The sequence below is a fragment of the Gemmatimonadales bacterium genome (genome assembly GCA_035502185.1).
GTDB lineage: Bacteria > Gemmatimonadota > Gemmatimonadetes > Gemmatimonadales > JACORV01 > Fen-1245.
In genome coordinates this window covers 14,899-40,480 of record DATJUT010000063.1, presented here as the reverse complement: position 1 = coordinate 40,480, position 25,582 = coordinate 14,899, and the positions used below count along the sequence as shown (strand labels likewise).

Genomic DNA, 25,582 nt, shown 5'->3' with positions numbered 1-25,582 from the left:
GAGGTGTGATGTCGAAGCACAGTAACCGCCGCAAAGTGCAAGTGCCGACGGCCTTCGAGTTGGCCCGCGACGAGCTGTTCAGTCATATCCTCCGCTGCGGAGTCCTCGAGGCAGCCGAGGAGCACCGGAAGGACTGGTTCGACGACACGATGGCGTACCTGGGAGAGCGGTACGAGGAGCTGACCCCCGTCCAGGTGCAGGAGCTTCGGACCCTCGGCGAGCGCTATTGCCAGCCGGTGGTATCGAGGCCCGAGTCCGTCGCCACGGCCGGAGTGGTCTGAGCCGACCGAGCGACTGAGCCCGGCATCGTGCGCCCCGGAGCCTAGCGGCCCGGGGCGTTGTGCTTCCGCCACCGGTAACCGATGGCGACCCGGGCTCCCCCGCCGACCCCGATCTCCACGAAGGTGCCGCCGCCGCCGCCCGGTGCCCCCTCCACGCCCAGCACCAGCAGCACGTAGGGCACCACCCGGCCGCGCCTCACGACGACGGAGAGTCCTCCGCCCCCGTACGCGGCGCTGCCCGCGGCCTTGGCGGGATCGACCAGAAAGTGGTACGCAAGATCGGCGCGGAACCCGAGCTTCCCGTCGCCGAAGGAACCCAGCGCCACCGCCGGCGCGATCCGGTCGCGCTGGTCGTCCCTCCAGTCGAGCCCGAACCCCGCCCCGTAGAAGGCCGGCCTCGAGAGCGCCCCGACGCCCCAGACCTGCGCTTCCCTGAGACTCTGGGCCCGCGCCGGAAGGGCGACGAAGGCCGGCAGCAGCAGCAGCGGGCTACGCCTCCAGCACCAGCTCATAGCGGCGCGCGATGTCCGGGGCGAGCGAGTGGGTCACCGAGCAGTACTTCCCGAGCGAGAGGTCGATGGCGTGGCGCACCTGCTCCTCCCGAGCGCCCGCCGCGCGGACCCGGTAGGTCAGCACGATCGACGTGTAGCGCTTGGGATGATCCGGCCGGCGCTCGCCCACCACGTCGACCGTCATCGCCTGCACCGGCAGGCGCATCTTCTCCAGAATCGACACCACGTCGCTGGCCGTGCAGGCCGCCAGCGCCACCAGCAGCGTGTCCATCGGCCCGGGGCCGGTCTTGCCGTCGCCGTCGACCGCGATCGGGGGCTTGCCCTCGGGACCGCCCTCGAACGCCATCCCGTGCTGCCAGCGCAGCGAGATGCGCTTCGTCGGGGCCGCCACTCATGATCCCCCTGGCCCGTGCGCCGACAGGCCGACCAGGAACCGGTGCCGGCCGAGGCGATCCAGTGCGTGGTACTCGATCAGCCAGTTGAAGGCCGGCCGGAAGTGCAGCTCGAAGCCCAGCACCACCGTCGGCCAGAGATCGGTGCAGCCGGTACACCGGGTCATGTGGCCCAGGCCGAGCCCGACGTAGGGGATGGCCGGCGCGTTGTCGGGCTGGAAACGGTAGATGATCTCGCCAGCCCAGTGCAGCCGGGTGGTGTTGCCGTCGGACGAAACCTCGAGCGACGGCCGCAGGCGCACCCGCGGCGACCACATCTCGGCGATGTCCAGCGTGGAGCCGACGACCCACTGCGCCGGCCGCGACACGTCGATGCCCACGCGGGTCGAGAAGCTGAACAGGTCCATCTCGAAGCCGGTGCCCGAGGCGTACCCCTGGCTGCCGCCGGACGGCGGCTGGAACTCCTGCGCCGGGGCACGGGGGGCGGCGCACGCGAGCGGCACCGCGACGAGCATCAGCCGAATCGCTGCCTGCATCCGAAACCTCCTCAGGGGTGCGGCCGCTCCACCTTGCGCACAACCAGTCGGCCGTAGTCGGCGAGCGCGTAGAGCGCCATCGCCGCCGTGGCCCACGCCAGCGGCCTCAGGAACGACGAATCCAGCAGCCAGGCGAACAGGGTCAGCGTCTGGCCCACCGTGACGGCCTTTCCGCCCACGCGGGCCGGGGGCACCCTGAACGGCCGGTGCGCGACCACGCTGGCCAGATACCCGGCAGGTGCGAGGACGTCCCGCAACAGGACCCCGGCGACCTCGAACGGCCCGAGCGCCCCCGAGAGGGCCAGCACTCCGAAGGCGGTGAGCATGAACACCTTGTCGGCCACGGGGTCCATCCAGGCTCCGAGCCGGGAGGGGCCAAGTCGCCGCGCCAGCCACCCGTCCAGCAGGTCGGTGGCCGCCGCCGCCGCGAGCACGCCCAGGCGCACGCCGACCGCCGGGAGATAGACGAACACCAGCGCCAGCGGGACGCGCGAGAACGACACGACGTTGGCCGGCGTAAGTACCTTGCCGGAACCGACTTGCCGCTCTCCGGAACCCGCGGTACCTTCAGCCTTCACCCATGGACCTCGCGCTGCTCAGGCAAGCCGCCATCTTCCACGACCTCGACGAGGGCGAGCTGGCGCGCGTGCTCGAGATCTGCAAGGAGCAGAAGTTCCGGAGCAGCGCAACGGTGTTCAAGGAAGGCGAGCCGAGCAACCGCCTGTACATCATCGCCGAGGGCGAGGTCCGGATCAGCCGGATCGTGCCGGGGAGCGGCGAAGAGGCGTTGGCGGTCCTCAAGGCCGGCACCTGTTTCGGCGAGATGGGCATCTTCGACCGCTCCGAGCGCTCGACCGACGCGATCGCCAACACCGACTGCACGCTGCTGACCATCACGCGCTCCGACTTCGAGCTGCTGCTCGACTTCAACCGGGACGTCGCGTACAAGGTGCTGTGGGCCGTGGTCCGCCTGCTGTCCAGCCGGCTGCGCGTGACCAACGACAACCTCCGTTCGTTCCTCGCGATGTCCATGTTCTGAGCGGTGCGCCGGCGGCCGCGGCCGCCGGCGTGGTCACACCGCAACGCGGAATCGGGCGTCGAGGGCCAGGGCCCGGTCCGGGAACGCCACCAGCGGATTGATGTCCAGGTCGAGGATGGCCTCGTGCTCGCCCGCGAGCTGGGACACGCGCTGGAGGATCTCCTCGAGCGCCACCACGTCCACCGCCGGCTCGCTCCGCACGCCCTCCAGCAGCGGGTAGCCCCGAATCGCCCGGACCATCTCGCGGGCGTCCACGTCCGACAGGGGATGCACCCGGAAGACGACGTCCTTGAGCACCTCCACCGCGACCCCGCCGAGGCCGAACATGATGAGCGGGCCGGTGCGCGGGTCTCGGGCGGAGCCGACGATGGTCTCGCGGCCACCGGGGATCATCCGCTGCACCAGCACCGCGTCGGGCGAGACGCCTGCCCGCTCCCGCACGCGCTGCAGCATCCGGCGGTAGCCCTCGCGGACCTCGCTCTCCGAGCCGAGCCCCACGACGACGCCGCCCACGTCGCTCTTGTGGACGATGGCACCGCTGATGACCTTGAGCACGACGGGGTGGCCCACGTCGCGCGCGGCCGCGACCGCCTCGTCTTCGGTGAGCGCGCGGCGCCACGGCACTGTGGGGATCCCGTAGGCCTCGAGCACCTCCAGCGCCTCCGTCTCGCTCAGCTTCTCCCGCCGCTCGTGCCGTGCCCGGGCGACGATCTCGGTCACCTTCGCGGCGTCGGCCGGGAACCGCTGCACGGTCCCCTCGGGCCGCTCGAGCCACTTCCGGTAACGGTTCATCGCCGCCAGCGCGCGCGCGGCCGACTCGGGGAAGATGTAGCCAGGCATGCCCGCGCGGAGCAGGTTGCGCATCCCCGCCGAAACGCCCTGCCGGCCGAGCAACACGGCCATCACCGGGATGTCGCGCCTGGCGGCGGTGGCCTTCACGATCGCCTCCGCCACGTCGCCCGCCTTGCCCTTCAGGGGCGGCGGGGCCACCGACACGATCACCGCGTCGATGTTGGGGTCCTGCAGCACGAGGCCGAGCACGTTGCCGAAGGTCTCGGCGGTGGCGGAGGCGATGAGGTCGACCGGGTTGCGGACCGCGGCCTCCTCCGGCAGCTGCGCACGGATGGCGCCCTGGGTCTCGGGCGCCAGCTCCGCCACCCTGAGGCCGGCCGACTCGCAGGCGTCCGCGAGGATGATGGCGGGGCCGCCGGCGTTGCTGATGATGGCCACCCGGTCGCCCTTGGGCAGCGGCAGCCGCGGGAACGCCATCGCGTAGTCGAACAGCTCCTCCACGGTCTGCGCGCGCAGAACGCCGCACTGCTCCATGAGCGCGTCGGCCGCCAGGTCCGTCCCGGCCAGCGCCGCCGTATGCGACGAGGCCGCGCGCGCCCCGGCGGCGGTACGGCCCGCCTTGACCACGAAGATCGGCTTGTGGCGCGTGAGCCGCCGCGCGATCTCGTAGAAGCGCCGCGCGTTGCCGAAGCTCTCCAGGTACATCAGGATCACGCGAATCGCCGCGTCGTCGGCCCAGTAGAGCAGCAGGTCGTTCCCCGACACGTCCGCCTTGTTGCCCACCGACACGAACTGGTGGATCCCGATCCCCAGCTCCTCGGCGTAGTCGAGGATGCTGAGGCCCATCGCGCCCGACTGGCTGATGAAGCCCACCGGCCCGTAGGGCGGCATCGTCGGCGCGAAGGTGGCGTTCATCGAGAAATCGGTCGAGCTGTTCAGCACGCCCATGCAGTTGGGACCGACCATCCGCATCCCGTGCCGCCGCACGATCTCGACCAGCCGCCGCTCGCGCTCCGCGCCTTCCCCGCCCACCTCCGCGAACCCCGCCGTGATGACGACCAGGCCCTTCACGCCCTTCTGCCCACACTCCTCCGCTGTCGCGAGCACCAGGTCCTTCGGCACCACGATGACGGCGAGGTCCACCGGGTCCGGGATGGCGGTCACGCTGGGGTAGGCGCGGATCGAGTGGACGACCGGCGCCTTCGGATTGACCGGGTACAGCGGTCCCTGGAAGCCGTAGCGGATCAGGTTGTCGAGGATCTGGTACCCGATGGTGTTCGGGTGCCGGGATGCGCCGACGACCGCGATCGAGCGTGGACGGAGGATCGAGTCGAGCACTGACAGAACCTAGATGCGGGCCGGAGGAGGAACAAGCGTGCGCTTGGCATTCGCGGCGGCCGCGTGTAGACTGGGCCACCGATGGTGCCCCGCGCCCCCAGCATCGCCGCCGCTCTGTCGTGCGCTGCCGCGCTCTTCGCCTGCTCCGGCGGAGGGGGCGGCGAGGGCCCCGGCTACACCGTCACCATCCAGCCGTCCTCCGCCGCCCTGTGCGTCGGCGACAGCCAGGCCTTCACGGCGCAGGTCCTGGACGGCTCGGGCCGGCCCGTGACGGGTGCCGTGCCCGCCTGGAGCTCCGGCACGCCGCAAGTCGCGTCGATCGATCCCTCGCGCGGCGTGGCCCGCGCCCTCACCACCGGCTCGACCGCGATCGCCGCCACCTACGGCGGAGCGCACAGCGCGCCCGCGACGCTCGACGTGCCCTCCGACCTCGTGCCCGAGTTCGTGCCCGACAGCGTGGTGCTCGCACCCGGCGACACGATCACGCTGGGCGCTCGCCTGCGCCGGACCTCCGGCGGGCAGGTGCCGGCCCGCACGCCCGTGATCGCCCCCCTCGACACCACCGCCGCGCAGCTGGACGCGACCGGCCTCGTGACGGCGAAGGCCGTCGGCCGGGCCAGCCTGTCGCTGTCGGCGTGCGGCTTCCAGGGCCGGGGCGCGGCGGACGTGTACAGCCCGTCCGACTCGGTGACCGGCAGCGCGTACCTGTGGCTGTCGGGCCCCAAGGAGGTGCGGGCGCGGCTTCCGGCGCGCGCGATCAACTTCACGCGCACCAACGGGCAGCCCGCCGTCGAGATCGGCGACAGCGGCATCAAGGCGCTCGCGTACGTGGACACGGTGGCCGTGGCCGGAACGGCGATCCTGCCCCTCGACTCGCTGAACTCGAGCGAGCTCGTCGCGAAGCTGCAGTGCCATCCGCCCCGGCCGTTCGCCACCTACTCCGACGCGACCAGCCTGACCCAGCCCACGGCCTTGTTCTCGCTTCAGGGCGGGACGGCGCACGTCACGAGCTACGCCGCTCGCACCGGCTACGCGGTCGTGTCCGGCCGGATGGTGCTCCGCATGCGGGGGATCGTGAACGGACAGCTGGGCTCGGGCGGCGCCCCGGACACCCTCTCGGCCATCTACACCTTCAGCGCGCCGCTGGTGACGTGGGGGAATGCGTGCCCGTGATGCCTACGGGTGGTAGGTGGTAGGTGGTGGGTGGTGGCAACCACGACCTACCACCCACCAGCCACCAACTGCCGTTCCTACCTCAGTATCCTCACCAACCCCGCATCCGCGTAGCCCCGCAGGAACGCTTCGGCGTCCGTGGCCGGCACGCTCACGCCGGTGAGCCGCGTGGCGCGCGCCGCCGCCCCGGCCAGGAACTCCTCGATGGGCCGCCCCGAGTACGCCTGGTCGTCGTCCCTCATCCCGGCGACGATGTCCTCCCAGGTCCCGACGTAGGTGACGCCGTCGCTGGTCGTGACGCGGTGGACCTCGAAGCCGCGCTTCTGCCGGTGCATCGCCTGTAGCTCGGTCACGAGCGTGCCGAACAGCTCCAGTTGCGCGGGATCGCGGGAGCCCGTTCCGTCGGGCCCGGCGGCCTCGATCTCCGCCAGCAGGAGGTCCGTCGCGTCGGCGTCACCGGCCAGGTCCGCGAGCCGCACCAGCCACGGCTTCAGCTCGGGATCGTCCTCGGGAAGCCGGTAGACGCTGCGCTTGAGCTCGATCAGCCGCCAGATCCCGAGCTCGTCCCAGTGGTCGTCGGGCTCGGTGCGCTCGAATTCGGCCAGCGACGGCTCGTACTCGCCGCGATCGTAGAGCAGGTTGGCCAGGTAGATCCGCGCTTCCGTGTGCTTGGGGTCGAGCTCGAGCGCGTGGCGCAGCCAGCGCAGCGCGTCCGTCTCGGCCGAGAGCCGGTGGGCGGCGTAGCCCACGCAGGCAGCCGCCTCCGCGCTCGCCGGATGGGAAAGCAGCGCGATCTCGAAGAAGCGGCGCGCCCCCTCCACCATCCCCTCCCGGAACAGCGCGCGGCCCATCTGCAGCACGATGTCCAGGTCGTCCTTGAAACCCAGCTCCAGGACGCGGTCGAAGCACTTCAGCCCCGCGTCGCGCGCGCCGAGCTTCAGGAGCACCTCGCCGAGCCCTGCCAGCGCGTCTTCGTGATCCGGCTCGACCTTCAGCGACGCCTCGAAGCTCTGCCGCGACCAGGCGTATTCCTCGCGCGCCAGGCGCGCATAGCCCAGGCCGACGAGCAGCTCCAGCGCGTCGGGATAGACCGCCAGACCTTCCTTCAGTACGCCTACCGCTTCGTCGTATCGTCCCTCGTTGTACAGCTGGTGAGCTCGCTCATCGTATTCGTCCGAGCTAAGGAACGGATCGGACATCGAGCAGGACTCCCCCGGGAAGGTTGTGCAATGATAAGAACGCCCGGAATCACGAGCAAGAGTGGAAATGGTTGCCAGACGGCGAGTTGGCCCCCCGGACGGACCCTCTCGGCCGGCGTGCGCGCCCGGCGGGGGACCCCCGGGAGCGCTCCCAAACGAAGCGCCCGGACTCCGCGACGTCGCCGGAGTCCGGGCGCACGAGCGAGCCTGGGCCCTAGCGCTTGCCCGTCATCTCGTCGGCCAGCGCACCGGCGTCGTACACGTGCCGGAGCGCCTCGATGATGCCGCGGGAATCCACCCACACGGCGCGCCCCACCGCCTCCGAGTAGAGGAAGCGGAGCGGCTGGTCCTCGATGTTGCCGTCGAAGACCAACCCGACGATCTCCGCGTTCTTGTTGATCACCGGGCTGCCCGAGTTGCCGCCGATGATGTCGCAGGTCGACACCGCGTCGAACGGGGTGGACAGGTTGAGCGAATCGCGATGCGACACCCAGCGCGGCGTCAGGTCGAACGGCGACTTCTGCCCGAAGCTGTAGAACCGGTCGTACAGGCCGTAGAAGGTCGTGAACGGCGGAGCGACGGTGCCGTTGTACGGATACCCCATCACTTCGCCGTCCTGGATCCGCAGGCTGAACGTGGCATCGGGCGAGACGGTGTTGCCGAACACCGCCAGCAGCGCGCGGGCGATGCGCTCGGACGCCTGCGCGTCGCGGGCGTTGAGGTCGGTCACCTGCTTCGTGATCTGCCGTTCCACCGGGTCGATGAAGGCCGCCAGCCTGATGAACGGGTCGGTCGAGGCCTTCACCGCCGCGGCGCCGCCCTGGATCAGGGCCTGCCGCTGGTCCGCCGTGAGGAGCTGGCTGCCCGTGACCATCTCGCGCGCCGCCACTTCGGGCGTGCGGCCGGCCAGCACCATCCTGACCAGCGGGTCGGCGGCGGGCATGTCCTTCTGCAGCTGCCCGAAGTAGGCGGCCAGCGTCATGATCTCGGACGCCGTGTCCACCGGCGCCGCGACCATTCCCTGCACTCGCTGCTGCATCGAGTCGCGATACATCAGCAGGCGCTCGCTGTCGGGCTTGGCGGCCTCCGCCGGCTGGCGCACGATGTAGGCCGCGAGCTGCAGCAGCCGGGCGCCATAGGCGTCGAACGCGTAGTAGCGCCGCCGCACGGCCAGCTGGCCGAGCTGGTGCCACACGGCCGCGCTCTCGTCCCACGCGCTGCCATACAGCCGCTTCCACTCGGGGTTCGCGTCCACCTTGGCGCGGAAGTTCCGCTCCCACTCCCGCTTGTGCGCCATCATGGCCGGATTGGTGAGGCCGGCCTGGTACCCGTCGATCGCCTTGTAGGAGTTCTCGAGGCCGAAGATCAAGTTGCGCAGGACGCGAGCCCGGCCCTCGCTCAGGTTGGAAAGCTGATGCGCGATCCGGATCCGGTCCGCCAGCTGGCGCAGGTTCGCCGGATACTGCACGTCGCGCAGGTACTCCATCTGGGCCACCGTGTTGAGCCGGCCCGTCCCTCCGGGATTGCCGACCGCGAACACCAGCTCGTGGTCGCTCGAACCGTTCGGGCTCCAGCGGAAGTACTCGGTGTGCGCGGGCTGGCCGTTCACGTACACGCGCACGATGGACATGTCGAGGTCGTAGCGCGGGTAGGTGAAGTTGTCCGGGTCACCCCCGAAGAACCCGGTCTGGCTCTCGACTGCGAACACCAGTCTCAGGTCGGTGTAGTGCCGGAACCGGTACAGCTTGTACTGACCGCCCGCGTACATGGTGACGACCTGGCAGCGGACGTCGGCCGCGCCGCCCTGGCAGCGGTCCTCGAGCCCCTTGATCGCGGCGTCGCGCAGGGTCGCCGCCCGGCCGGCCGGCGTTCCCGCCGGAATGGCCGCGCTGACGCTGTCGGTGACGTCGGTGATGGCGAGCAGCTGGTCGAGGGACATCCCCGGACACGGCCGCTCATCGTCGCGCGTCCTGGCGTAGAAGCCGTCCCGCAGCAGATCCTCACCGGGCTTGGTCACGGCGTCGATGCAGCCGCGGCCGCAGTGGTGGTTGCTCATCACCAGGCCGTCGGGCGAGACGAACGACGCCGAGCAGCCCGGCAGCCGGCCGGCCGACAGGCGCACGTGATCGAGCCAGTCCTGGCTGGGGCGGAAGTTGTAGCGATGGGCCCAGTAGTCCAGCGGCGGCGCGTCGAAGGTCCACATCTTCCCGGTCTCGATCCCCGGGTACTCGGCCGTCGCCGGCTGCTGCGCGCGGAGGGCCGCGGCGGCACCCAGGCTGAGGGCCAGGAACATCACAGGAGCGATGCGCACTCGATGCATGGGAACTCTCCGTTGAAGGCGGGATCTGAAGCAACGCCTGCGGCCGTCGCAAATTCTATACGAGCCCGCGCCAGCCGGCGTTGCAGTGGCCACCCGGGCCGGCGTCGCGCCGCGTCGCGGCCCTTCACCGCCGCCGCCGGCCCTCGGCGCCCGGGCCCCACACCACGCCGTCCGGGAACCGGGCCATCTCCCTGAGCCCCAGGCGGTTGGCGAGCGAATCGGGCGGCGCGCCGCTCCTGAGGTCGAAGGGGAAGCGAACCAGCAGCCCGTTCCGCCGACGGAGCACCTGCCCGAACGCCGCCACGGAATCCGCGTCGAGCGTCTCGGGCACGTCGCGCGTCGGCCGGCCCGTCACGAAGTACGCGGTGGCCGTGTTGTTGGAGAAGATCGCCGCGTCGCGCCCCTCGGTGCGCAGCCACTCGCCCAGCCTCGAGCCACGCCACTCGTCGCTCGCATATCCCCAGCCGCCGTCGAGCGCGTCGCCGACCGCCAGGATCGTGGCGCGCGCCGAGCCCGCGAGCCAGAGCAGCCACAGCAGCGCGACCGCGACGCGCGCGCCGCGCTTCCACTGCCGCCACGCCGCGCCGAACGCCGTGACCACGGCGAGCTGCGCCAGGACGATGAACGGTGACAGCAGCCGCTCATCGAACGGGATCGTGCGGTCCACGAACAGACGGGAGAACACGACCAGCCCCGCATAGCACGCCGCCAGCAGGCCCGCCGCCCCCACCACCCGGCGCGGCGCGACCGCCGGCTCCGGGCCCGCGCGAGCCACCCGCACCATCATGGCCAGTCCGAATCCGCCCACGGCCACCGCGACCGACGCCGCCAGCCACCCGAGCGGGACGGACGGCGCGAGCCACGCGCCAAGGGTGCCCGCCAGCTCGCGGAGCGTCGGCCCCCACCCGCCCCGCAGGCCGAAGCTCCGCACCTCGCCCGACTCCGCCGCGGTCCGCAGCCACCAGGCGAACTGCAGCGCGATGGAGGGGGCCGCCGCCACGACGGCCCGGCGCAGCCGCTCCGCCCGGCTGCCGGAGAGGCCCCAGGCCCACAGCACCACCGCCCCGGTGCTGGCGAACGCCGCGTAGCGCACCATCCCCGCGGCGGCCGCGGTGAGGCCGTAGGTCCAGGGCCGCTCCGAGATCGTCATCAGCACCAGCGTGGCCAGCAGCAGGGCCAGGCACAGCGGCTCGCTCACCACCTGCCAGTGGTCGAAGGCGAAGCTGGGCGTCACCAGGAACACGGCCCCGGCCAGGAGCCCGGCGCCCGGACCGGCCGCGGCGCCGACGAGCCACGCCGCCAACGCGACCGTCGCGAACGCCGCCGCGGCCTCGACGCCGCGGGCCGCCTGCACCGGCGGCGCCCCCAGCGCGACGGGAACCGCGATGGCGACCGGGAAGCCCGGGGGGAAGTGCCCGAGCGCCGCGGTGCTGTCGGCCGCGGACCACGGCCCCGCGGGAACGCGCAGCGTATGGTGCCGGGCCAGCGACTCGGCGGCGCCGACGTAGGACATGGTGTCGGGATCGAGTCCGGGCCCCGGAGGCTCCGTCACCGCGAGCACGCCGACGCACGCCAGGGCCCCGGACAGCACGGTCACGAGGGTGCGGCGCACGGCCACGAATGTACTATACAGACGGATGCGCGCGATGCTCCTCGAGGCGGCGGGCCGGCCGCTCGTCGCGGCCGATCTCGGGGACCCCGTGCCGGGGCCCGGTCAGCTGCTGCTGCGGGTGCTGGCATGCGGCGTGTGCCGGACCGACCTCCACGTGCTCGACGGCGAGCTGCCGAAGCCGAAGCTCCCCCTCGTGCTGGGCCACGAGATCGTGGCCGAAGTGGTCGCCGGCGGCCCGCTCGCCACCCGCTTCGCCGCCGGCGACCGCGTCGGAGTGCCGTGGCTCGGTTGGACCTGCGGCGAGTGCCCGCAGTGCCGCGCCGGCCGCGAGAACCTCTGCGCCAGGGCGCGGTTCACCGGCTACGACATCGACGGCGGCTACGCCGAGTACGCGATCGCCGACGAGCGCTACTGCTTCGCCCTGCCCGACGCCGATCCGGCCGAGACCGCACCGCTGCTGTGCGCCGGCCTCATCGGCTACCGCTCGCTTTTGGCCGCGGGCGATGCGGCCGAGCGCCTCGGCATCTACGGGTTCGGCGCCGCCGCCCACATCGTCGCGCAGCTCGCGCGCGCGCAGGGACGCCGCGTCTTCGCGTTCACGCGCCCGGGCGACGAGGAAGCCGCCCGCTTCGCGCGGCAGCTCGGGGCGGCGTGGACCGGCTCCTCCGGCGACCAGCCCCCCGAACCGCTCGACGCCGCGATCATCTACGCTCCCGTCGGCGCCCTCGTCCCGGCCGCCCTGAAGGCGGTGGATCGCGGCGGCACGGTGGTCTGCGCGGGCATTCACATGAGCGACATCCCGGCGTTTCCCTACGAGCTGCTCTGGGGGGAGCGCGTGGTGCGCTCCGTGGCGAACCTCACCCGGCAGGACGGCGAGCAGTTCCTCGCCCTCGCCCCGCGCGTCCCCGTGCGCACCTCCGTTCAGCCCTTTCCGCTCGAGCGGGCCGGCGAGGCGCTCGACCTGCTGCGCGCGGGCCGGGTCCGGGGCGCCGCGGTTCTCGTCCCCGCCCTGGCGCCACCAGCGCCGGCGCCGGCGCGCCCGCACGCCTGATCCCGCGGCGGGCGCCGACGAGCCCGGGATCCGTCAGCCGGCGAGGCTCTTGAGAAGCAGCACCAGCACCAGCAGGGCGACGAGCGTGTAGGTGCGGTCCCGCTCGAAGGCGAAGGCGACGGCCGTGAACGCCACCCGCGCCACCGGCGTCGCCACGAGGACCAGCAGCCCGAGCTGGATGATGCCGCGGCCGCCGCCCGAAGCCGCGTCGTGCAGGATGGCGCCGAGGTGGTCGAGGTAGACCGGCTCGCCGCGGAACACGTGGTAGTCCGCCGCCGCCCCGCCGTGGCGCCACAGGAAGATCGCGCCGCCCGCGAGCACGACCGCCGCGGCCAGGAGGACCCCCGCGCGCAGCAGGTTGCCCACCGCCTGCTGTACGTCGGCGTCCTTCACGTCGCGCCACGGCACGCGCATGCTACCGGCCTCCCGCCGCGCCCTTGTAGATCATCTCCAGGGCGACCGCGACGAGCGCGGCCGCGAACAGCAGCCTGAGCCGCGTGGTCTTTGCTCCGAACAGGAGCCGGGCGCCGACCACGGACCCCGCCAGCACGCCCAGCGTCACCGGCATCGCGAGGGCGGGGTCCACGAACCCGTGGCGCAGGTAGATGCCGGCGCTGGCCGCCGCCGTCACGCCGATCATGAAGTTGCTCGTGGCCGTGGAGACCTTGAACGGGAGGTACATCACCTGGTCCATCGCCAACACCTTCACGGCCCCGGAGCCGATGCCGAGCAGCCCCGACAGCACCCCCGCGACCCACATGAGCACGAAGCCCCCGGGGACGTGGCGCACGCGGTAGCGCAGCGGCCCCGCGGGCGTGGGGTACTCCGAGTCGAGCCGCAACCGGGACGCGAGGCGATCGGGCGGCAGGCCGGCCGTGAGGTGCTCGGCGTGCGGCCGGGTGGTGAGATAGGCCGAGGCCAGCAGCACCAGCCCGAACACGACGAACAGCGCGCGCGTCGGGAGCGCCGTGACCAGGGATGCGCCCACCAGCGCGCCGGTCACGGTGGCGATCTCGAGCAGCATCCCCACGCGGAGGTTGGTGAACCCCTCCTTCACGTAGGCGGCCGCCGCCCCCGAGCTCGTGGCGATGATCGACACGAGCGAGGCCCCGATGGCGTAGCGGATGTCGGCGCCGAACAGGATCGTGAGCACCGGCGTGACGATGAACCCGCCCCCCAGGCCCGTGAGGGAGCCCAGGAAGCCGGCGCAGAAGGCTGCCGCGGCGAGGGTCGCGCTGAAGGCGAGGGTGTTCAAACTCGAAGGCCTGGAGTGTACTGTAACCTGTCCGCCCGGCGAACACACAAGGGGTAGCGATGGACGTGGAACGACCCGTCGAGGACGTGCTGATCGCAGGCGCAGGCCCCATCGGGCTCGCCTGCGCCGTCTCCGCCAAGCACCACGGCGCCGACCCGCTGGTGATCGACGCCGGCGCGGTCGTCAACTCGATCGTGCATTACCCCATCGGGATGACGTTCTTCACGACTCCGGATCTGCTCGAGATCGGCGGCCACCCGCTGGCGTGTGCCGGCCAGAAGCCGACCCGCGAGGAGGCCCTCAAGTACTACCGCGGCGTGGTGCGGGCGGAAGGCCTGCGGGTCCGGCCCTACACCACCCTCGCGGCGGTCACACGGGAACAGACGCTCCTCCGCTGCGACCTGCGGGACCGGCGCGGCTCCAGGGCCGTGGGGTGCCGCCGGCTGGTGCTCGCCACCGGATACTACGACCACCCCAACCTGATGGGCGTGGAGGGCGAGCAGCTGCCGCACGTCAGCCACCGCTTCGACGAGGCGCACCGCTCGTTCGGTCTCGACGTGGTCGTGATCGGCGGCAAGAACTCGGCGATCGAGGCGGCGCTGGAGCTGTTTCGCGCCGGGGCCCGGGTCACGCTCGTCTACCGCCGCAAGGAGCTGAAGCCCACCGTGAAGTACTGGCTGAAGCCCGACTTCGAAAACCGTCTCAAGGCGGGAGAGATCGCCGCGCGGCTCGGTGCCGAGGTGCTGCGCATCGACGAGAGCGCGGTCGTCATCCGGGACGCCGACGGCCGCGAGGAGCGCCTGGCCGCCGCGCGGGTCTACGCGCTCACCGGATATCACCCCGACTTCGACCTGTTCCGGCGGATCGGGATCCGGCTCGACGAAGCGACCGGCCGTCCCGAGTGCGACGGCGAGACCCTCGAGACCAACGTCCCCGGGGTCTACATGGCCGGCAGCATCACGGCCGGACGCGCGACGTCCGAGGTCTTCATCGAGAACGGACGCTTCGACGGCGAGCGCATCTTCGCCGCCGCCGGGAGCCGAAACCCCGGAGGCCCGGGAGCGTAGGGCGAAGCGGAGGAAGCCCCGGGGGAGAGATGAGTCCGGTCGTCCGTTCGCTGATCGCCAGCGTCGCCCTCGCCGTCGCTCCGCGGGTTTTGGTCGCGCAGGTCGAAGCCGACACGGGCGCGGCGACGGGCCACTGGAGCCTCGACCTGCCCTTCCACGCAGTCGGCATCTCGTTCGGAAACTCCGCCAGGTTCACCGGCCTCCGGTTCAACCTCAGCGACGCCGGCCTCGACCGCATCAACGGCATCAACGTCACCTTCTGGAAGCCGGGCAAGCCCGTGACCGGCAGCGTCAACGGGCTCGCGTTCGGCCTCGCCGCGCCCGCGGCAGCCGAGCTCAACGGCATCTCGATCGGCCTGGGGGGAGTGGTCGCCGACGTGCGGGCACGCGGCATCGCGATCGGCGGCCTGGGCGTGGTCTCGCAGGGCTCGCTCGAAGGCCTGAGCCTCGCCGGCCTGGGCGTCGTCACCCAGGGTGAGATGCGGGGCATCAACGTCTCCGGGCTCGGCGTCGTCTCCCAGGGCGGGATGGCCGGCGCCAGCGTGTCAGGACTCGGCGTCGTCTCGCAAGGATCGATGGCGGGCTTCTCGGTGGCCGGCCTGGGCCTCGTGTCGCAGGGCAGCATGGCCGGCGTCTTCGTCTCCGGCCTGGGGACCGTGGCGCAGGGTCACCTGGGCGGTGCCAGCCTGAGCGGTCTCGCCGCCGTCTCGCAGGGGAGCATGTGGGGCGCCCACGTCGCCGGACTCGCCCTCGTCTCTCAGGGCGACGTCGCCGGCATCACCGTCAGCGGCCTCGCCACCGTCGCGCAGGGCGACCTCAGCGGCCTGTCGCTGAGCGGCATCGCGCTCGTGGCCCAGGGTCGCGCCCGCGGCCTGTCGGTCGGCGGCCTCGCGGTGGTGAGCCAGGGCGGCGTCGGCGGCCTCACGATCGCCGCCTACCAGGTGCGCACCTCGCGCGCCTCCGGCATCACCGTCGCGGGCCTCAACCTGAGGACCTACGCGATGACCGGTGTGTCGGTCAGCGCGTTCAACCAGATCCGCCGGGTGCAGACGGGAATCAGCATCGGGCTGGTGAACTACGCGCGCGAGCTGCACGGCGTCCAAGTGGGCCTGCTCAACATCGCCCGCAACAACGCGTCGCCGTTCCGCGTGTTGCCCCTGCTCAACCTGCACCTGCGCTGACGCGCCGCGCGGCCGACCCTAGAACAGGCGGCCCAGCAGGCGCAGCAGCCAGGTCAGGCCCATCACCGGGATCGGCAGCAGCGTCAGGCCCACGGCGAAGCTCAACCCCTGGCGGAACAGCGCGGGCCCCGCGTCGGGCGCCTGCTCCTTCCACAGCGCCCGCATCGCCAGCTCGGCCACCCAGCCCAGGGAATAGCCGAGATTCGCCACTACCGCGTAAACTACGACGCCGCGCCACACGAGCACGGGCCCCGGCAATCCCGGCGGCAGGACGCTGAACAGCACCAGGAAGCCGAGGGTCACCAGACCGGCGCCGCCCACGGCGACGTTGTAGGTGAGCCGCCGCGACTCCCACCAGCGGAGCAGCGTCCACGGCGTCCGCCGGTAGTCCGGCAGCGGGAAGAGGATCCGGGTCAGGGCCGACATGCGAGCCTCGCGGCGTGTCCGCCGGAAAAATGCCCGCTGGACTCTGAATTGACAAGTACTTTGTAGTGCCAAGTACAGCCGCGGGGCGGCGGAGGGACGGCGGGTGGCGCGACCTGGTCTGGTGAACGCGGAGGAGGGCCGGGACCTCGGCTTCGGCGCGGTCGTCGCGCGGGAGAGCCGGCGGCGGCTGCTCAACCGCGACGGGTCGTTCAACGTGGAGCGGCGCGGGCTCCGGCTCGGCTCCTCGCTCAGCCTCTACCACCTGCTGCTGACGACCTCCTGGCCGCGGTTCATGGCGATCGTCGCCGGCTCGTACCTGCTGGTGAACGCGCTGTTCGCCGCGGCGTACCTGCTGTGCGGCGCGGGCGCGCTGGTCGGGGCCGGCGAGCCGGGGTTCGGCCGGGCGTTCTTCTTCAGCGTCGAGACGTTCTCCACCATCGGCTACGGGAGCGTGGTGCCGGCCGGGGCGGCGGCGAACCTGGTGATGACGGCGGAGGCGCTGGCGGGCCTGTTGTGGCTGGCGCTGGCGACCGGGCTCCTGTTCGCGAGGTTCTCGCGCCCCACCGCGCGGGTGCTGTTCAGCCGCACGGCGGTGATCGCGCCCTACCGGGGGATCACGGCGTTCGAGTTCCGGATCGCGAACGCGCGCAGCAGTCAGCTGCTGGAGGTCGAGGCGACGGTGATCTTCGCGCGGATCGAGGAGCACGGCGGGCGGCCGCTGCGCCGCTTCTACCCGCTGACGCTGGAGCGCGACTCGGTCGTCTTCTTCCCGCTTTCGTGGACCGTGGTGCATCCCATCGACGAGTCCAGCCCGCTGCGGGGGTTGACGCGCGACGACCTGCGCCGCGCGGACGGCGAGTTCCTGGTGCTGCTCACCGGCGTCGACGAGACGTTCTCGCAGCGGGTGCACGCGCGCAGCTCGTACAAGTGGGACGAGATCGTGTGGGGCGCGAAGTTCAGCGACATCTACCGCCACCCGACCGGCGACGAGCCCATGACCATCGACGTGGGCCGGCTCCACGGCATCGAGCCCGCGGCCTAGGGCGCCCGCCATGACCCCCTGGGTGACGCTGCTCATCTTCGCCAACGTGGCGATGCTGCTCCTCGAGCAGAGTGCGCCCGGGGTCGCCGGCCTGTTCGTCCTGGTGCCCGCGTGGATCCCGCTGCGCCCGTGGACCGTCGTCAGCTACATGTTCCTGCACGCCGGCTTCTCGCACCTCTTCTTCAACATGCTGGCGTTGTACTTCTTCGGCCCGCGGCTCGAGGCGCGGCTCGGCGGACGCCGGTTCATCGGCCTGTATCTCGCGAGCGGCGTGGCCGGCGCCCTGGCGTCGCTGCTCACGCCCTACGCGCGCATCGTGGGTGCGTCGGGAGCGGTCTTCGGTGTCATGCTGGGCTACGCGCACTTCTGGCCGCGCGACCCCATCTACCTGTTCTTCGTCCTGCGGCTCGAGGCGCGCCTGCTGGTGGTGCTGATGACGGCGATGGCCCTGTTCGGGGGACTGACCGGGCAGGCGGGCATCGCGAACTTCGCCCACCTCGGGGGCTTCGCGGGCGGGTTCCTGTACCTGCGCTGGATCGAGCTGCGCTCGCCCGCCGTGCAGTTCCGGGCGCGAGTCGCCGCGGGCGCCCCCCGGAGCTCGGCCGCGGATCTCGAGCGCTGGAGACGAATCCGGCCCGACGCGCTGCACCCCGTCAACCGCGAGGAGTACGAGCGGGTCATGACCAAGGTGGCGATGGCGGGCGCCGCCAGCCTCACGCCCGACGAGCGGGCGTTTCTCGAGAGGTTCAGCGCTCAATAGACGGAGGAGAAGCTGATGATCGCCTTCGGACGCACGCTGTGGGGATTGGGACTGGCGTCGCTGGCCGCCGCTGGCGGGCTCGCGGGCCAGGCCGCGCCCGACCGGGCGGTGCGCGGCTTTCCCGGTACGATGCTGGCGGCCGAGCGCGCGCACGAGGAGACGCTGCGCGCCGCGCCGAGCCGCGACACGCTCCGCGCCCAGCTGGTCGCCTTGAGTGCGTTTCCCCACGAGGCGGGCACCGAGCGCTCGCACCGGGTGGCGGCCGCGATCCTCGCCAAGTTCCGCTCGTTCGGCCTGGACGCCTCCATCGAGCAGTTCGAGGCCCTGATGCCGCGACCGCTGAGCCGCTCGCTCGAGTTGCTCGCGCCGACCCCCTACACGGCGGCGCTGCGGGAGCCGCCGGTGCCCGGCGATCCGACGTCGGGACAAGCGGATCAGCTGCCGACCTTCAACGCCTACTCGCCCGACGGCGACGTCACCGGCGACCTCGTCTACGTGAACTACGGCGTGCCGGACGACTACCGGACGCTGGACAGTCTCGGCATCAGCGTGCGGGGGAAGATCGTGGTCGCGCGCTACGGCCGATCCTGGCGCGGCATCAAGCCCAAGGTGGCGGCCGAGCACGGCGCGATCGGATGCGTGATCTACTCCGATCCGCGCGACGACGGGTTCTTCCAGGGCGACACCTGGCCACGGGGCCCGATGCGTCCCCCGCAGGGCGTGCAGCGGGGCAGCGTGATGGACATGCCCGTCTACCCGGGCGATCCGCTCTCGCCGGGCTGGGCCTCCGAGCCCGGCTCCCGGCGTCTGCCGATCAGCGCCGCCCAGACCCTGGCCGCCATCCCCGTCCTGCCCATCTCCTACGGCGACGCGCTCCCGCTGCTGAGGAGTCTCGAGGGGCCGGTGGCGCCCCCGTCGTGGCGGGGCGCGCTGCCCCTCACGTACCACGTCGGCCCCGGACCTGGGCGCGCGCGGCTGGCCGTGCGCTTCGAGTGGAAGACCCGGCCGCTCTACGACGTGGTCGCGGTGATCCGCGGCGCGACTCGTCCCGACGAGTGGGTCCTGTACGGGAACCACCACGACGCCTGGGTCAACGGCGCGGCCGACCCGATCTCCGGCCAGGTCTCCCTCGACGAAACCGCTCGCGCGCTCGGCGTGCTCCTCAGGACCGGCTGGCGGCCCGCGCGCACCATCGTGCTCGCGGCGTGGGATGGCGAGGAGTGGGGGTTGCTGGGCTCCACCGAGTGGGCGGAGAAACACGCCGACGAGCTGGCGGACAAGGCCGTGGTCTACTTCAACGGCGACGTGAACGAGCAGGGGTGGCTCGGGGCCTCGGGGTCGCCGTCGCTGGAGCAGTTCCTCTTCGAGGTCGCCCGCGACGTGCCCGCCCCCACCGACAGCGGCCGGAGCGCGCTCGAGGCCGCCCGCCAGCACCGGCGCGAGGAACGCGCCCGCGATTCGGCGCGCGTCGACGCCGACACGGCCTTCTCCGTCGGCGCCCTGGGCTCCGGCTCCGACTACACGGCGTTCATCGACCACCTGGGCGTGGCCTCGCTCGACGTGCGCTACGGCGGCGCGACCGAGGACGGCATCTACCACTCGATCTACGACGACTACACGTTCTACCTCCGCTTCCTGGACACCTCGCTCACCGCCGAGGTGGCGCAGGCGCGCACCGTGGGCACCGCCATCCTGCGGATGGCCGACGCGCCGGTCCTGCCCTTCGAGTTCGGGGGAGCGGCACGGAAGTTCGACGGTTACGTGGGCGAGCTGGCGCGCCTCGCCGCGGCCCGCGACAGCTCCCGGAAGCTGGACCTGGGTCCGCTGCGCCAGGCGGTGGCGCACCTGGCGGCCGCGGCAACCCGCTACGACAGCGCCCTGACCCGTCTCGACGGACTCTCGGCGGCCGAGGTCGCCGCGCGCGCCGACGCGCTGGACCGCGTGAACCGGATGCTGTATCGCACCGAGCGCGCCCTGGCGGACACGGCCGGCCTCCCGGCCCGGCCCTGGTTCCGGAACCTGATCTACGCGCCGGGCCTCTACACCGGCTACGGCGTCAAGACGATGCCGGGGATCCGCGAGGCGCTGGAACTCGGTAGGCCGGACGAGGCGGTGACCCAGGCCGCGCGCGTCACGGCGGCGGTCGGGCGCCTGGCCGACGAGGTCGACCGGGCGGCCGACGCGCTCGGAGCGGCGCTGCACTAGCGAGACCGGGACACGGGGGCCGCACCATGCGACGCTGGAACGGCTGGGGAGACGAGGCGACCGGGTACCCCGTGCCGCCCGCCGCCGTCCGCCTGCTCGAGCAACGGCTCGGCCCGGGCCTCACGATCGCGCCGGCGCGATTGGCCGACGTGGTCGCCGCGGCTCCCCCTTCCCGGCTCGCGCCGCACGCCCTGATCGACCGCTCGCCGGAGCTGCGCGTGCGCCACGCCCGCGGGCAGAGCCTGCCCGACTGGGTGGCTACTCGAAGCGGCCGTCTGGGCCGGGCTCCCGACGGCGTCGCGCAGCCGAGCACCCCCGATGGCGTGCGGGCGCTGCTCGGCTACGGCGCGCGGACCGGCGCGCGGCTCATTCCGTACGGCGGAGGCACCAGCGTCGTGGGGCACGTCAACCCGGTCGACGGGGACGCACCGGTGCTCACCGTCAGTCTCGCTCGGATGAACGGCCTCCAGCGCTTCGACGACGTCAGCCAGCTCGCCGCCTTCGGCGCGGGCGTCGCGGGCCCCGACCTCGAGGCGCAGCTGCGGGCCCGCGGCTTCACGCTCGGTCACTTCCCGCAGTCGTTCGAGTACTCCACGCTCGGCGGCTGGATCGCCACGCGATCCAGCGGCCAGCAGTCGCTGGGCTACGGGCGCATCGAGCGCCTGTTCGCCGGCGGCCGCGTGGAGGCGCCCGCCGGCACCCTGGAGCTGCCGCCTCATCCGGCATCCGCAGCGGGCCCCGACCTGCGCGAGATCGTCCTCGGCTGCGAGGGGCGGCTGGGCATCATCACCGAGGCCACCGTCCGCGTCTCGCCGCTGCCGGAGCGCGAACGCTTCTATGCCGTCTTCCTGTCCACCTTCGACGACGGCGTGGCGGCCGTGCGCGAACTGGTGCAGGCGCGCCTGCCGCTCAGCATGCTGCGCCTCAGCACCGCGGTCGAGACCGAAACCACCCTCCGCCTTGCCGGGCACGAGCGCCTGATCCAGGCGCTCGAGGGCGTGTTGTCGCTGCGGGGCGCCGGAACGGAGAAGTGCATGCTGCTGCTCGGATTCACCGGCCGCCGGTCGATCGTGACGGTCGCCCGGAAGGACGCGATCGGCATGGCGCTCGCGCATCGTGGCGTCCGGGTCGGCGGCGCGGTCGTGGGGAAGCAATGGCAGCGGAGCCGGTTCCGCGTGCCGTATCTGCGCAATTCGCTGTGGGAGGCCGGGTACGCCGTCGACACGCTCGAGACCGCGACCCGCTGGAGCCAGGTGCCGACGCTGGTGCAGGCGCTCGAGGCGGCCCTCGAGGGGGCGCTGCTCCCGCTGGGCGAGCGGGTCCACGTTTTCACGCACCTGTCGCACTTCTACCCGGACGGCGCCAGCCTCTACACGACGTACCTGTTCCGCCTCGCCGCCGACCCGGACGAGACGCTCGACCGGTGGCGCACGCTCAAGGCCGCGGCGAGCGGCGCCATCGTCGCCCACGGGGCCACGATCTCCCACCATCACGGGGTCGGACTCGACAACGCGCCCTGGCTCGCCGCCGAGAAGGGCGAGCTGGGCATGCAGGTGCTTCGGGACCTGTGGGCGCGATTCGATCCCCACGGCATGATGAACCCCGGCAAGCTGGTCTGACCGGCGGCAGGAGAAGCCGACGATGTGGCGGACGGGATGGCGCGAGACCGTGTGGGCCGCTCTGGGCGGGCCCTGGGACCTGCTGGTGATCGGTGGCGGCATCACCGGTGCCGGGATCCTGCGCGAGGCGGCGCGCCGCGGCCTGCGGGCGCTGCTGGTCGAGCAGCGCGACTTCGCGTGGGGCACGTCCAGCCGCTCGTCCAAGCTGGTGCACGGCGGCCTCCGGTACCTGAAGGAGGGCAAACTCCGTCTCACGCGGGCGAGCGTCACGGAGCGCGAGCGGCTCGTAGCCGAGGCGCCCGGCCTGGTGGAGCGTCTGGGTTTCCTGCTCGCCACGTACGACGGCGTGCGACCGGGATCGCTGACCTACCGGGCGGGACTCAGCCTCTACGACCTGCTGGCCGTGCGTTGGAGCCACCAGCACTACGACGCCGAGGACTTCCGGATGCTCGCCCCGCACATCGCCCAGCGGGGCCTCAAGGGTGGATTCCGTTACGGGGACGCGCAGACCGACGACGCGCGCCTGGTGGTGCGCGTGCTCAAGGAGGCCGTCGCGGCGGGCGCGGTGGCGCTGAACTACGCGGCGGCGGAGGGCCTGATCCGGGAGGACGGCATCGTCACCGGAGTGCGGCTCCGGGACCGCGAGCGGGCTCGCTCCGCCGAGGTGCGGGCCACGGTGGTCATCAACGCCACCGGCGCGTGGGCGGACCGGCTTCGCGCTCAATTGGGCGCGCCGGCGCGGATCCGCCCGCTGCGGGGCAGCCACATCACCTTCCCCGCCTGGCGGTTCCCGCTGGCGCAGGCGCTGACGGTCTCGCATCCCCACGACGGCCGCCCGGTGTTCTTCATGCCGTGGGAGGGGGCGACCCTGATCGGAACGACCGACGTCGATCACGCCCTCCCGCTCGACGCCGAGCCCGCGATGACGACGGACGAGCTCCGCTACCTCTTCACCGCCATCGACGCGGAATTCCCGTCGCTGGGCGTCGGACCCGCCGACGTGATGGCCAGCTTCTCCGGCGTGCGGCCGGTGATCAACACGGGCAAGGCCGACCCCTCGCGGGAGTCGCGTGACCACGCGGTCTGGGACGAGGAGGGCCTGCTGACGGTGACCGGAGGGAAGCTCACGACCTTCCGGCTGATGGCGCTCGACGCCCTGAGAGCGGCGCGGCGTCGGCTTCCGGCCCTCAAGGGGCTGCGTGCCCGCACGCGGGTGATCGACCCGGTCGACGCACGCGTCCCCCCCGGCGCGGAAGCGCTCGACGAGGAGGCGCGCCGGCGGCTGCTGGGCCGTTACGGGATGGAGGCCGCGGGCCTGGCCTCCGCCGCGCAGCCGGGCGAGCTCGCGGCCATTCCCGGGACGCGGAGCCTCTGGGCGGAGCTGCGCTGGGCGGCGCGCGCCGAGGGCGTCGTTCACCTCGACGACCTGCTGCTGCGCCGGGTGAGACTCGGCCTGCTGCTGCCCGAGGGTGCGCGCGCCCTGCTGCCCGACGCGAAGCGGATCTGCCAGGCCGAGCTGGGATGGGACGACGCGCGGTGGGAACGGGAGGTCGACGCCTATCTCGGTCTGTGGCGCACCTGCTACCACGTGCCGGCCGAGTCGCTGGCCGGCCGGCAGCCGGGAGGGCGGTGACGTGTCCCTCGCCCGCAGCCTCCTGCTGCGCGCCTCGCGCAGCCCCTTCCTCGCCGGCGTGCTGCGGCGTCGCCGCTTCGTCGGCCGCGCCGTCCGGAGGTTCATGCCGGGAGAGGAGCTGTCGGATGCCCTCGATGCCGCTCGCACGCTCTCCCTGCGGGGCATCGGCACGGTCCTGACCAAGCTCGGCGAGAACGTCACGACCCTCGCCGAGGCGGAGGACGTGGCGCGTGACTACGGCGACGCGCTCGCACGGATCGAGCGGGCGGAGCTGCCGACGCAGCTCTCGATCAAGCTCACTCAGCTCGGCCTCGACGCCGACCCGGGCGCGTGCGAGCGCGCCGTACGCGCGCTCGCCGCCCGCACTCCGAGCGGCTCGACCCTGTGGATCGACATGGAGGACGGCCGTTACACCGAGGCCACGCTCGACCTGTACCGGCGGATCCGGGCCGACCGGTTGGACGTCGGCGTCTGCCTCCAGGCGTACCTGCGGCGGACACCGCGCGACCTCGAGGCCCTGCTACCGCTGGAGCCTGCCATTCGGCTGGTGAAGGGTGCGTACGCCGAAGCGCCATCCGCGGCCTTCCCGAAGAAGCGCGAGGTCGATGCCGCCTACTATGCCCTGGCCATCCGGCTCCTCGAGCGCGCGGCGGCGGGGAAAGCCCGGCCGGTCTTCGGCACCCACGACATGCGCCTCGTGACCCGGATTCGCGCCCGCGCGGCGGAGATGGGCGTCCCGCCGCGCCGGTGCGAGTTCCACATGCTCTACGGGATCAGGGAGAGGGACCAGCTGGCGCTGGCCTCGGCCGGGGAGACGGTGCGGGTGCTGATCAGTTACGGGAGTGCGTGGTTTGCCTGGTACCTGCGGCGCCTGGCCGAGCGCCCCGCCAACGTCTGGTTCGTGCTGAAGAATCTGGTCTAGGGAAGGCCGCTTCCCTTGCGGCCTGAGGTCGCGCAGCGCGAGGCGCGGAGGACGGCCGCCCGCGCGTCGGTCACGTACGGCTGGTGCGCCACGCTGGTACCGGCGTGCTTCGCGCCCGGGAGCGTGGCGTAGCCCTCGAGCACCACGCAGCCACCCGCCAGCAGATCCCCGACCAGCAGGTCGCGCTCACGGTCGATGTCCGCCGCGATGCGGTGGGTGACGGTGCGACGTCGCGCGCTCACCAGCACGCCGATGTCCTCGGTGGCCGCGGCCGCCCACAGGGTGTCGGACGCGTCCGCCCGCCACAGACGCGCGTGGTGCCGCGCCCGGGCCGACAGGCTCGCGCGCTCGTACCGCAGATCCTCCACGCGCCCCAGATAGTACTCGTGGCTCATCGGCGCGGCGGTGTCGCTCCGCTGCAGCACGATTGCCTCGGTCTCGACGGCCAGTGCGCCGAACGTCGACCGCTTCGCCGCGGTCCAGCCCGCCCGCTCGAACGCCGTATCCAGCTCCGCACGCGTGCCGCGAAACAGCAGATTGATGGGATCCGCGGTGGTGGTGCCGCGCTTGTCCGTCGCCTGCGGCGGCAGGGCCGGGACGGCCGGCACGGCGGCGCTCACCCAGGGACTGACCGCCGGCTCGCACCGCGCCGGTGCCGGCACCTCCAGCGGTGCCGAGAGCCGCAGCCAGCCGCGCTGTCCAGCCAGGATGTGGGCCTGTCCACCTCGCAGCGCGAGGTTGACTCCCGTCAGGACGAACACGGGCACCACGCCGACTCCGGTCGCAGCGCCCGCCAGCCCCACGGCGCCGGCGGTCCCCACCACGCCGCGGAGCGAGCGCGGCCGCTCCACCAGCTCCCCCTGGCGGGTGAGCGTCCCTCGCGCGGCCCACTCGAGTGAATCGAGCACCGCGGCGAGCGGCACCCAGGCCCGGCCGGCCGCCAACGAGTCGAAGCGCAGCTCGAGCCGGCCCCTGCGGCCGAACGATCTCGCCGGGCGCGAGACGAGCACGGTGGCTGCGACCCGCGCGAACGCCGGGACCACCGCGCATCCCAGGGCCGCGAGCGGTCCCGTGGTCTGGAGCAGGACCACGGTGCCCACTTTCTCGCGTCCCCCCTCGATGGACTCCGGGAACCGGATGGGGATCGCGGTCCCGGCCGGCAGCACCGAGGCCTGTCGGGGCCCCTGTGCCAGGAGGAGGATCGCTGCCAGCAGGGCGGGCGTCATG

At 72.5% G+C, this 25,582-nt stretch carries 24 protein-coding genes; 12 read left to right on the top strand and 12 right to left on the bottom strand.

From position 1 onward, the window contains the following. Positions 1-8 precede the first annotated feature (8 nt). Complete coding sequence (locus VMF70_08445) at positions 9-281, top strand: hypothetical protein (protein ID HTT68043.1); 273 nt, start codon at positions 9-11, stop codon at positions 279-281. A gap of 41 nt (positions 282-322) precedes the next feature. Here the strand turns inward: VMF70_08445 and VMF70_08440 are convergent, their stop codons facing one another. The 4 genes from VMF70_08440 to VMF70_08425 are packed head-to-tail and all read right to left on the bottom strand — an operon-like array spanning position 323 to position 2,224. Next, positions 323-793, bottom strand: coding sequence for a hypothetical protein (locus VMF70_08440; protein HTT68042.1), 471 nt, complete (start codon positions 791-793; stop codon positions 323-325). Next, positions 771-1,184, bottom strand: a complete 414-nt coding sequence (locus tag VMF70_08435; GenBank protein HTT68041.1) for an OsmC family protein — start codon at positions 1,182-1,184, stop codon at positions 771-773. Before VMF70_08435 ends, VMF70_08440 begins: the two co-directional genes overlap by 23 nt. Next, positions 1,185-1,721, bottom strand: coding sequence for a hypothetical protein (locus VMF70_08430; GenBank protein HTT68040.1), 537 nt, complete (start codon positions 1,719-1,721; stop codon positions 1,185-1,187). Positions 1,722-1,732: 11 nt separating this feature from the next. Then, positions 1,733-2,224, bottom strand: coding sequence for a CDP-alcohol phosphatidyltransferase family protein (locus VMF70_08425; GenBank protein ID HTT68039.1), 492 nt, complete (start codon positions 2,222-2,224; stop codon positions 1,733-1,735). Between the two features lie 77 nt (positions 2,225-2,301). On the opposite strand from VMF70_08425, the gene VMF70_08420 reads away from it, so the two are divergent. After that, positions 2,302-2,760: a cyclic nucleotide-binding domain-containing protein gene (locus VMF70_08420; GenBank protein ID HTT68038.1), complete on the top strand. Its 459-nt coding sequence runs from the start codon at positions 2,302-2,304 to the stop codon at positions 2,758-2,760. Between the two features lie 33 nt (positions 2,761-2,793). Here the strand turns inward: VMF70_08420 and VMF70_08415 are convergent, their stop codons facing one another. Further along, positions 2,794-4,890 carry an acetate--CoA ligase family protein gene (locus VMF70_08415; protein ID HTT68037.1) on the bottom strand — a complete coding sequence of 699 codons (2,097 nt, stop codon included), beginning with the start codon at positions 4,888-4,890 and terminating at the stop codon, positions 2,794-2,796. 81 nt (positions 4,891-4,971) lie between these two features. On the opposite strand from VMF70_08415, the gene VMF70_08410 reads away from it, so the two are divergent. Next, a complete protein-coding gene (locus VMF70_08410; protein HTT68036.1) occupies positions 4,972-6,063 on the top strand; it encodes an Ig-like domain-containing protein in 1,092 nt (363 codons plus the stop codon). 77 nt (positions 6,064-6,140) lie between these two features. On the opposite strand, the gene VMF70_08405 is transcribed toward VMF70_08410, so the two are convergent. The 3 genes from VMF70_08405 to VMF70_08395 form a co-directional block, all read right to left on the bottom strand. Next, on the bottom strand, positions 6,141-7,262 hold the full coding sequence (locus VMF70_08405; protein HTT68035.1) for a tetratricopeptide repeat protein: 1,122 nt from the start codon (positions 7,260-7,262) through the stop codon (positions 6,141-6,143). A gap of 214 nt (positions 7,263-7,476) precedes the next feature. Continuing rightward, on the bottom strand, positions 7,477-9,582 hold the full coding sequence (locus VMF70_08400; GenBank protein ID HTT68034.1) for a S46 family peptidase: 2,106 nt from the start codon (positions 9,580-9,582) through the stop codon (positions 7,477-7,479). A gap of 124 nt (positions 9,583-9,706) precedes the next feature. Continuing rightward, complete coding sequence (locus tag VMF70_08395) at positions 9,707-11,194, bottom strand: hypothetical protein (protein HTT68033.1); 1,488 nt, start codon at positions 11,192-11,194, stop codon at positions 9,707-9,709. Between the two features lie 25 nt (positions 11,195-11,219). Here VMF70_08395 and VMF70_08390 point away from each other — a divergent pair, with 25 nt between their 5' ends. Then, positions 11,220-12,245 (top strand): zinc-dependent alcohol dehydrogenase family protein, encoded by a 1,026-nt coding sequence (locus VMF70_08390; protein ID HTT68032.1) that lies wholly within the window; start codon positions 11,220-11,222, stop codon positions 12,243-12,245. 33 nt (positions 12,246-12,278) lie between these two features. Here VMF70_08390 and VMF70_08385 read toward each other — a convergent pair whose 3' ends face one another. Next, on the bottom strand, positions 12,279-12,659 hold the full coding sequence (locus tag VMF70_08385; protein HTT68031.1) for a DUF1634 domain-containing protein: 381 nt from the start codon (positions 12,657-12,659) through the stop codon (positions 12,279-12,281). A 1-nt stretch (position 12,660) separates the two neighbouring features. After that, positions 12,661-13,500: a sulfite exporter TauE/SafE family protein gene (locus tag VMF70_08380; protein ID HTT68030.1), complete on the bottom strand. Its 840-nt coding sequence runs from the start codon at positions 13,498-13,500 to the stop codon at positions 12,661-12,663. A gap of 59 nt (positions 13,501-13,559) precedes the next feature. Between VMF70_08380 and VMF70_08375 the strand changes: the two genes are divergently transcribed. After that, a complete protein-coding gene (locus VMF70_08375; GenBank protein HTT68029.1) occupies positions 13,560-14,567 on the top strand; it encodes a YpdA family putative bacillithiol disulfide reductase in 1,008 nt (335 codons plus the stop codon). A 29-nt stretch (positions 14,568-14,596) separates the two neighbouring features. Then, positions 14,597-15,748, top strand: coding sequence for a hypothetical protein (locus VMF70_08370; protein HTT68028.1), 1,152 nt, complete (start codon positions 14,597-14,599; stop codon positions 15,746-15,748). A gap of 18 nt (positions 15,749-15,766) precedes the next feature. Here VMF70_08370 and VMF70_08365 read toward each other — a convergent pair whose 3' ends face one another. Then, positions 15,767-16,174: a hypothetical protein gene (locus tag VMF70_08365; protein ID HTT68027.1), complete on the bottom strand. Its 408-nt coding sequence runs from the start codon at positions 16,172-16,174 to the stop codon at positions 15,767-15,769. Between the two features lie 103 nt (positions 16,175-16,277). On the opposite strand from VMF70_08365, the gene VMF70_08360 reads away from it, so the two are divergent. Genes VMF70_08360 through VMF70_08335 form a run of 6 tightly spaced genes read left to right on the top strand, consistent with a single transcriptional unit; the run spans position 16,278 to position 24,355 of the window. Beyond that, positions 16,278-17,216, top strand: a complete 939-nt coding sequence (locus VMF70_08360; GenBank protein HTT68026.1) for an ion channel — start codon at positions 16,278-16,280, stop codon at positions 17,214-17,216. 10 nt (positions 17,217-17,226) lie between these two features. Then, entirely contained in the window at positions 17,227-17,976 is a 750-nt protein-coding gene (locus VMF70_08355) for a rhomboid family intramembrane serine protease (protein ID HTT68025.1), read from the top strand. Positions 17,977-17,991: 15 nt separating this feature from the next. After that, the gene (locus VMF70_08350) at positions 17,992-20,181 is read left to right on the top strand and encodes a transferrin receptor-like dimerization domain-containing protein (GenBank protein ID HTT68024.1); all 2,190 of its coding nucleotides are present in this window, start codon (positions 17,992-17,994) and stop codon (positions 20,179-20,181) included. Positions 20,182-20,207: 26 nt separating this feature from the next. Next, on the top strand, positions 20,208-21,800 hold the full coding sequence (locus VMF70_08345; GenBank protein HTT68023.1) for an FAD-binding oxidoreductase: 1,593 nt from the start codon (positions 20,208-20,210) through the stop codon (positions 21,798-21,800). A 22-nt stretch (positions 21,801-21,822) separates the two neighbouring features. Beyond that, on the top strand, positions 21,823-23,433 hold the full coding sequence (locus VMF70_08340) for a glycerol-3-phosphate dehydrogenase/oxidase (GenBank protein HTT68022.1): 1,611 nt from the start codon (positions 21,823-21,825) through the stop codon (positions 23,431-23,433). A gap of 1 nt (position 23,434) precedes the next feature. Further along, the gene (locus tag VMF70_08335) at positions 23,435-24,355 is read left to right on the top strand and encodes a proline dehydrogenase family protein (protein ID HTT68021.1); all 921 of its coding nucleotides are present in this window, start codon (positions 23,435-23,437) and stop codon (positions 24,353-24,355) included. On the opposite strand, the gene VMF70_08330 is transcribed toward VMF70_08335, so the two are convergent. Next, a complete protein-coding gene (locus tag VMF70_08330; protein ID HTT68020.1) occupies positions 24,352-25,581 on the bottom strand; it encodes an LssY C-terminal domain-containing protein in 1,230 nt (409 codons plus the stop codon). The two genes, VMF70_08335 and VMF70_08330, sit on opposite strands and share 4 nt — an antisense overlap. Between the last annotated feature and the right edge of the window lies 1 nt (position 25,582).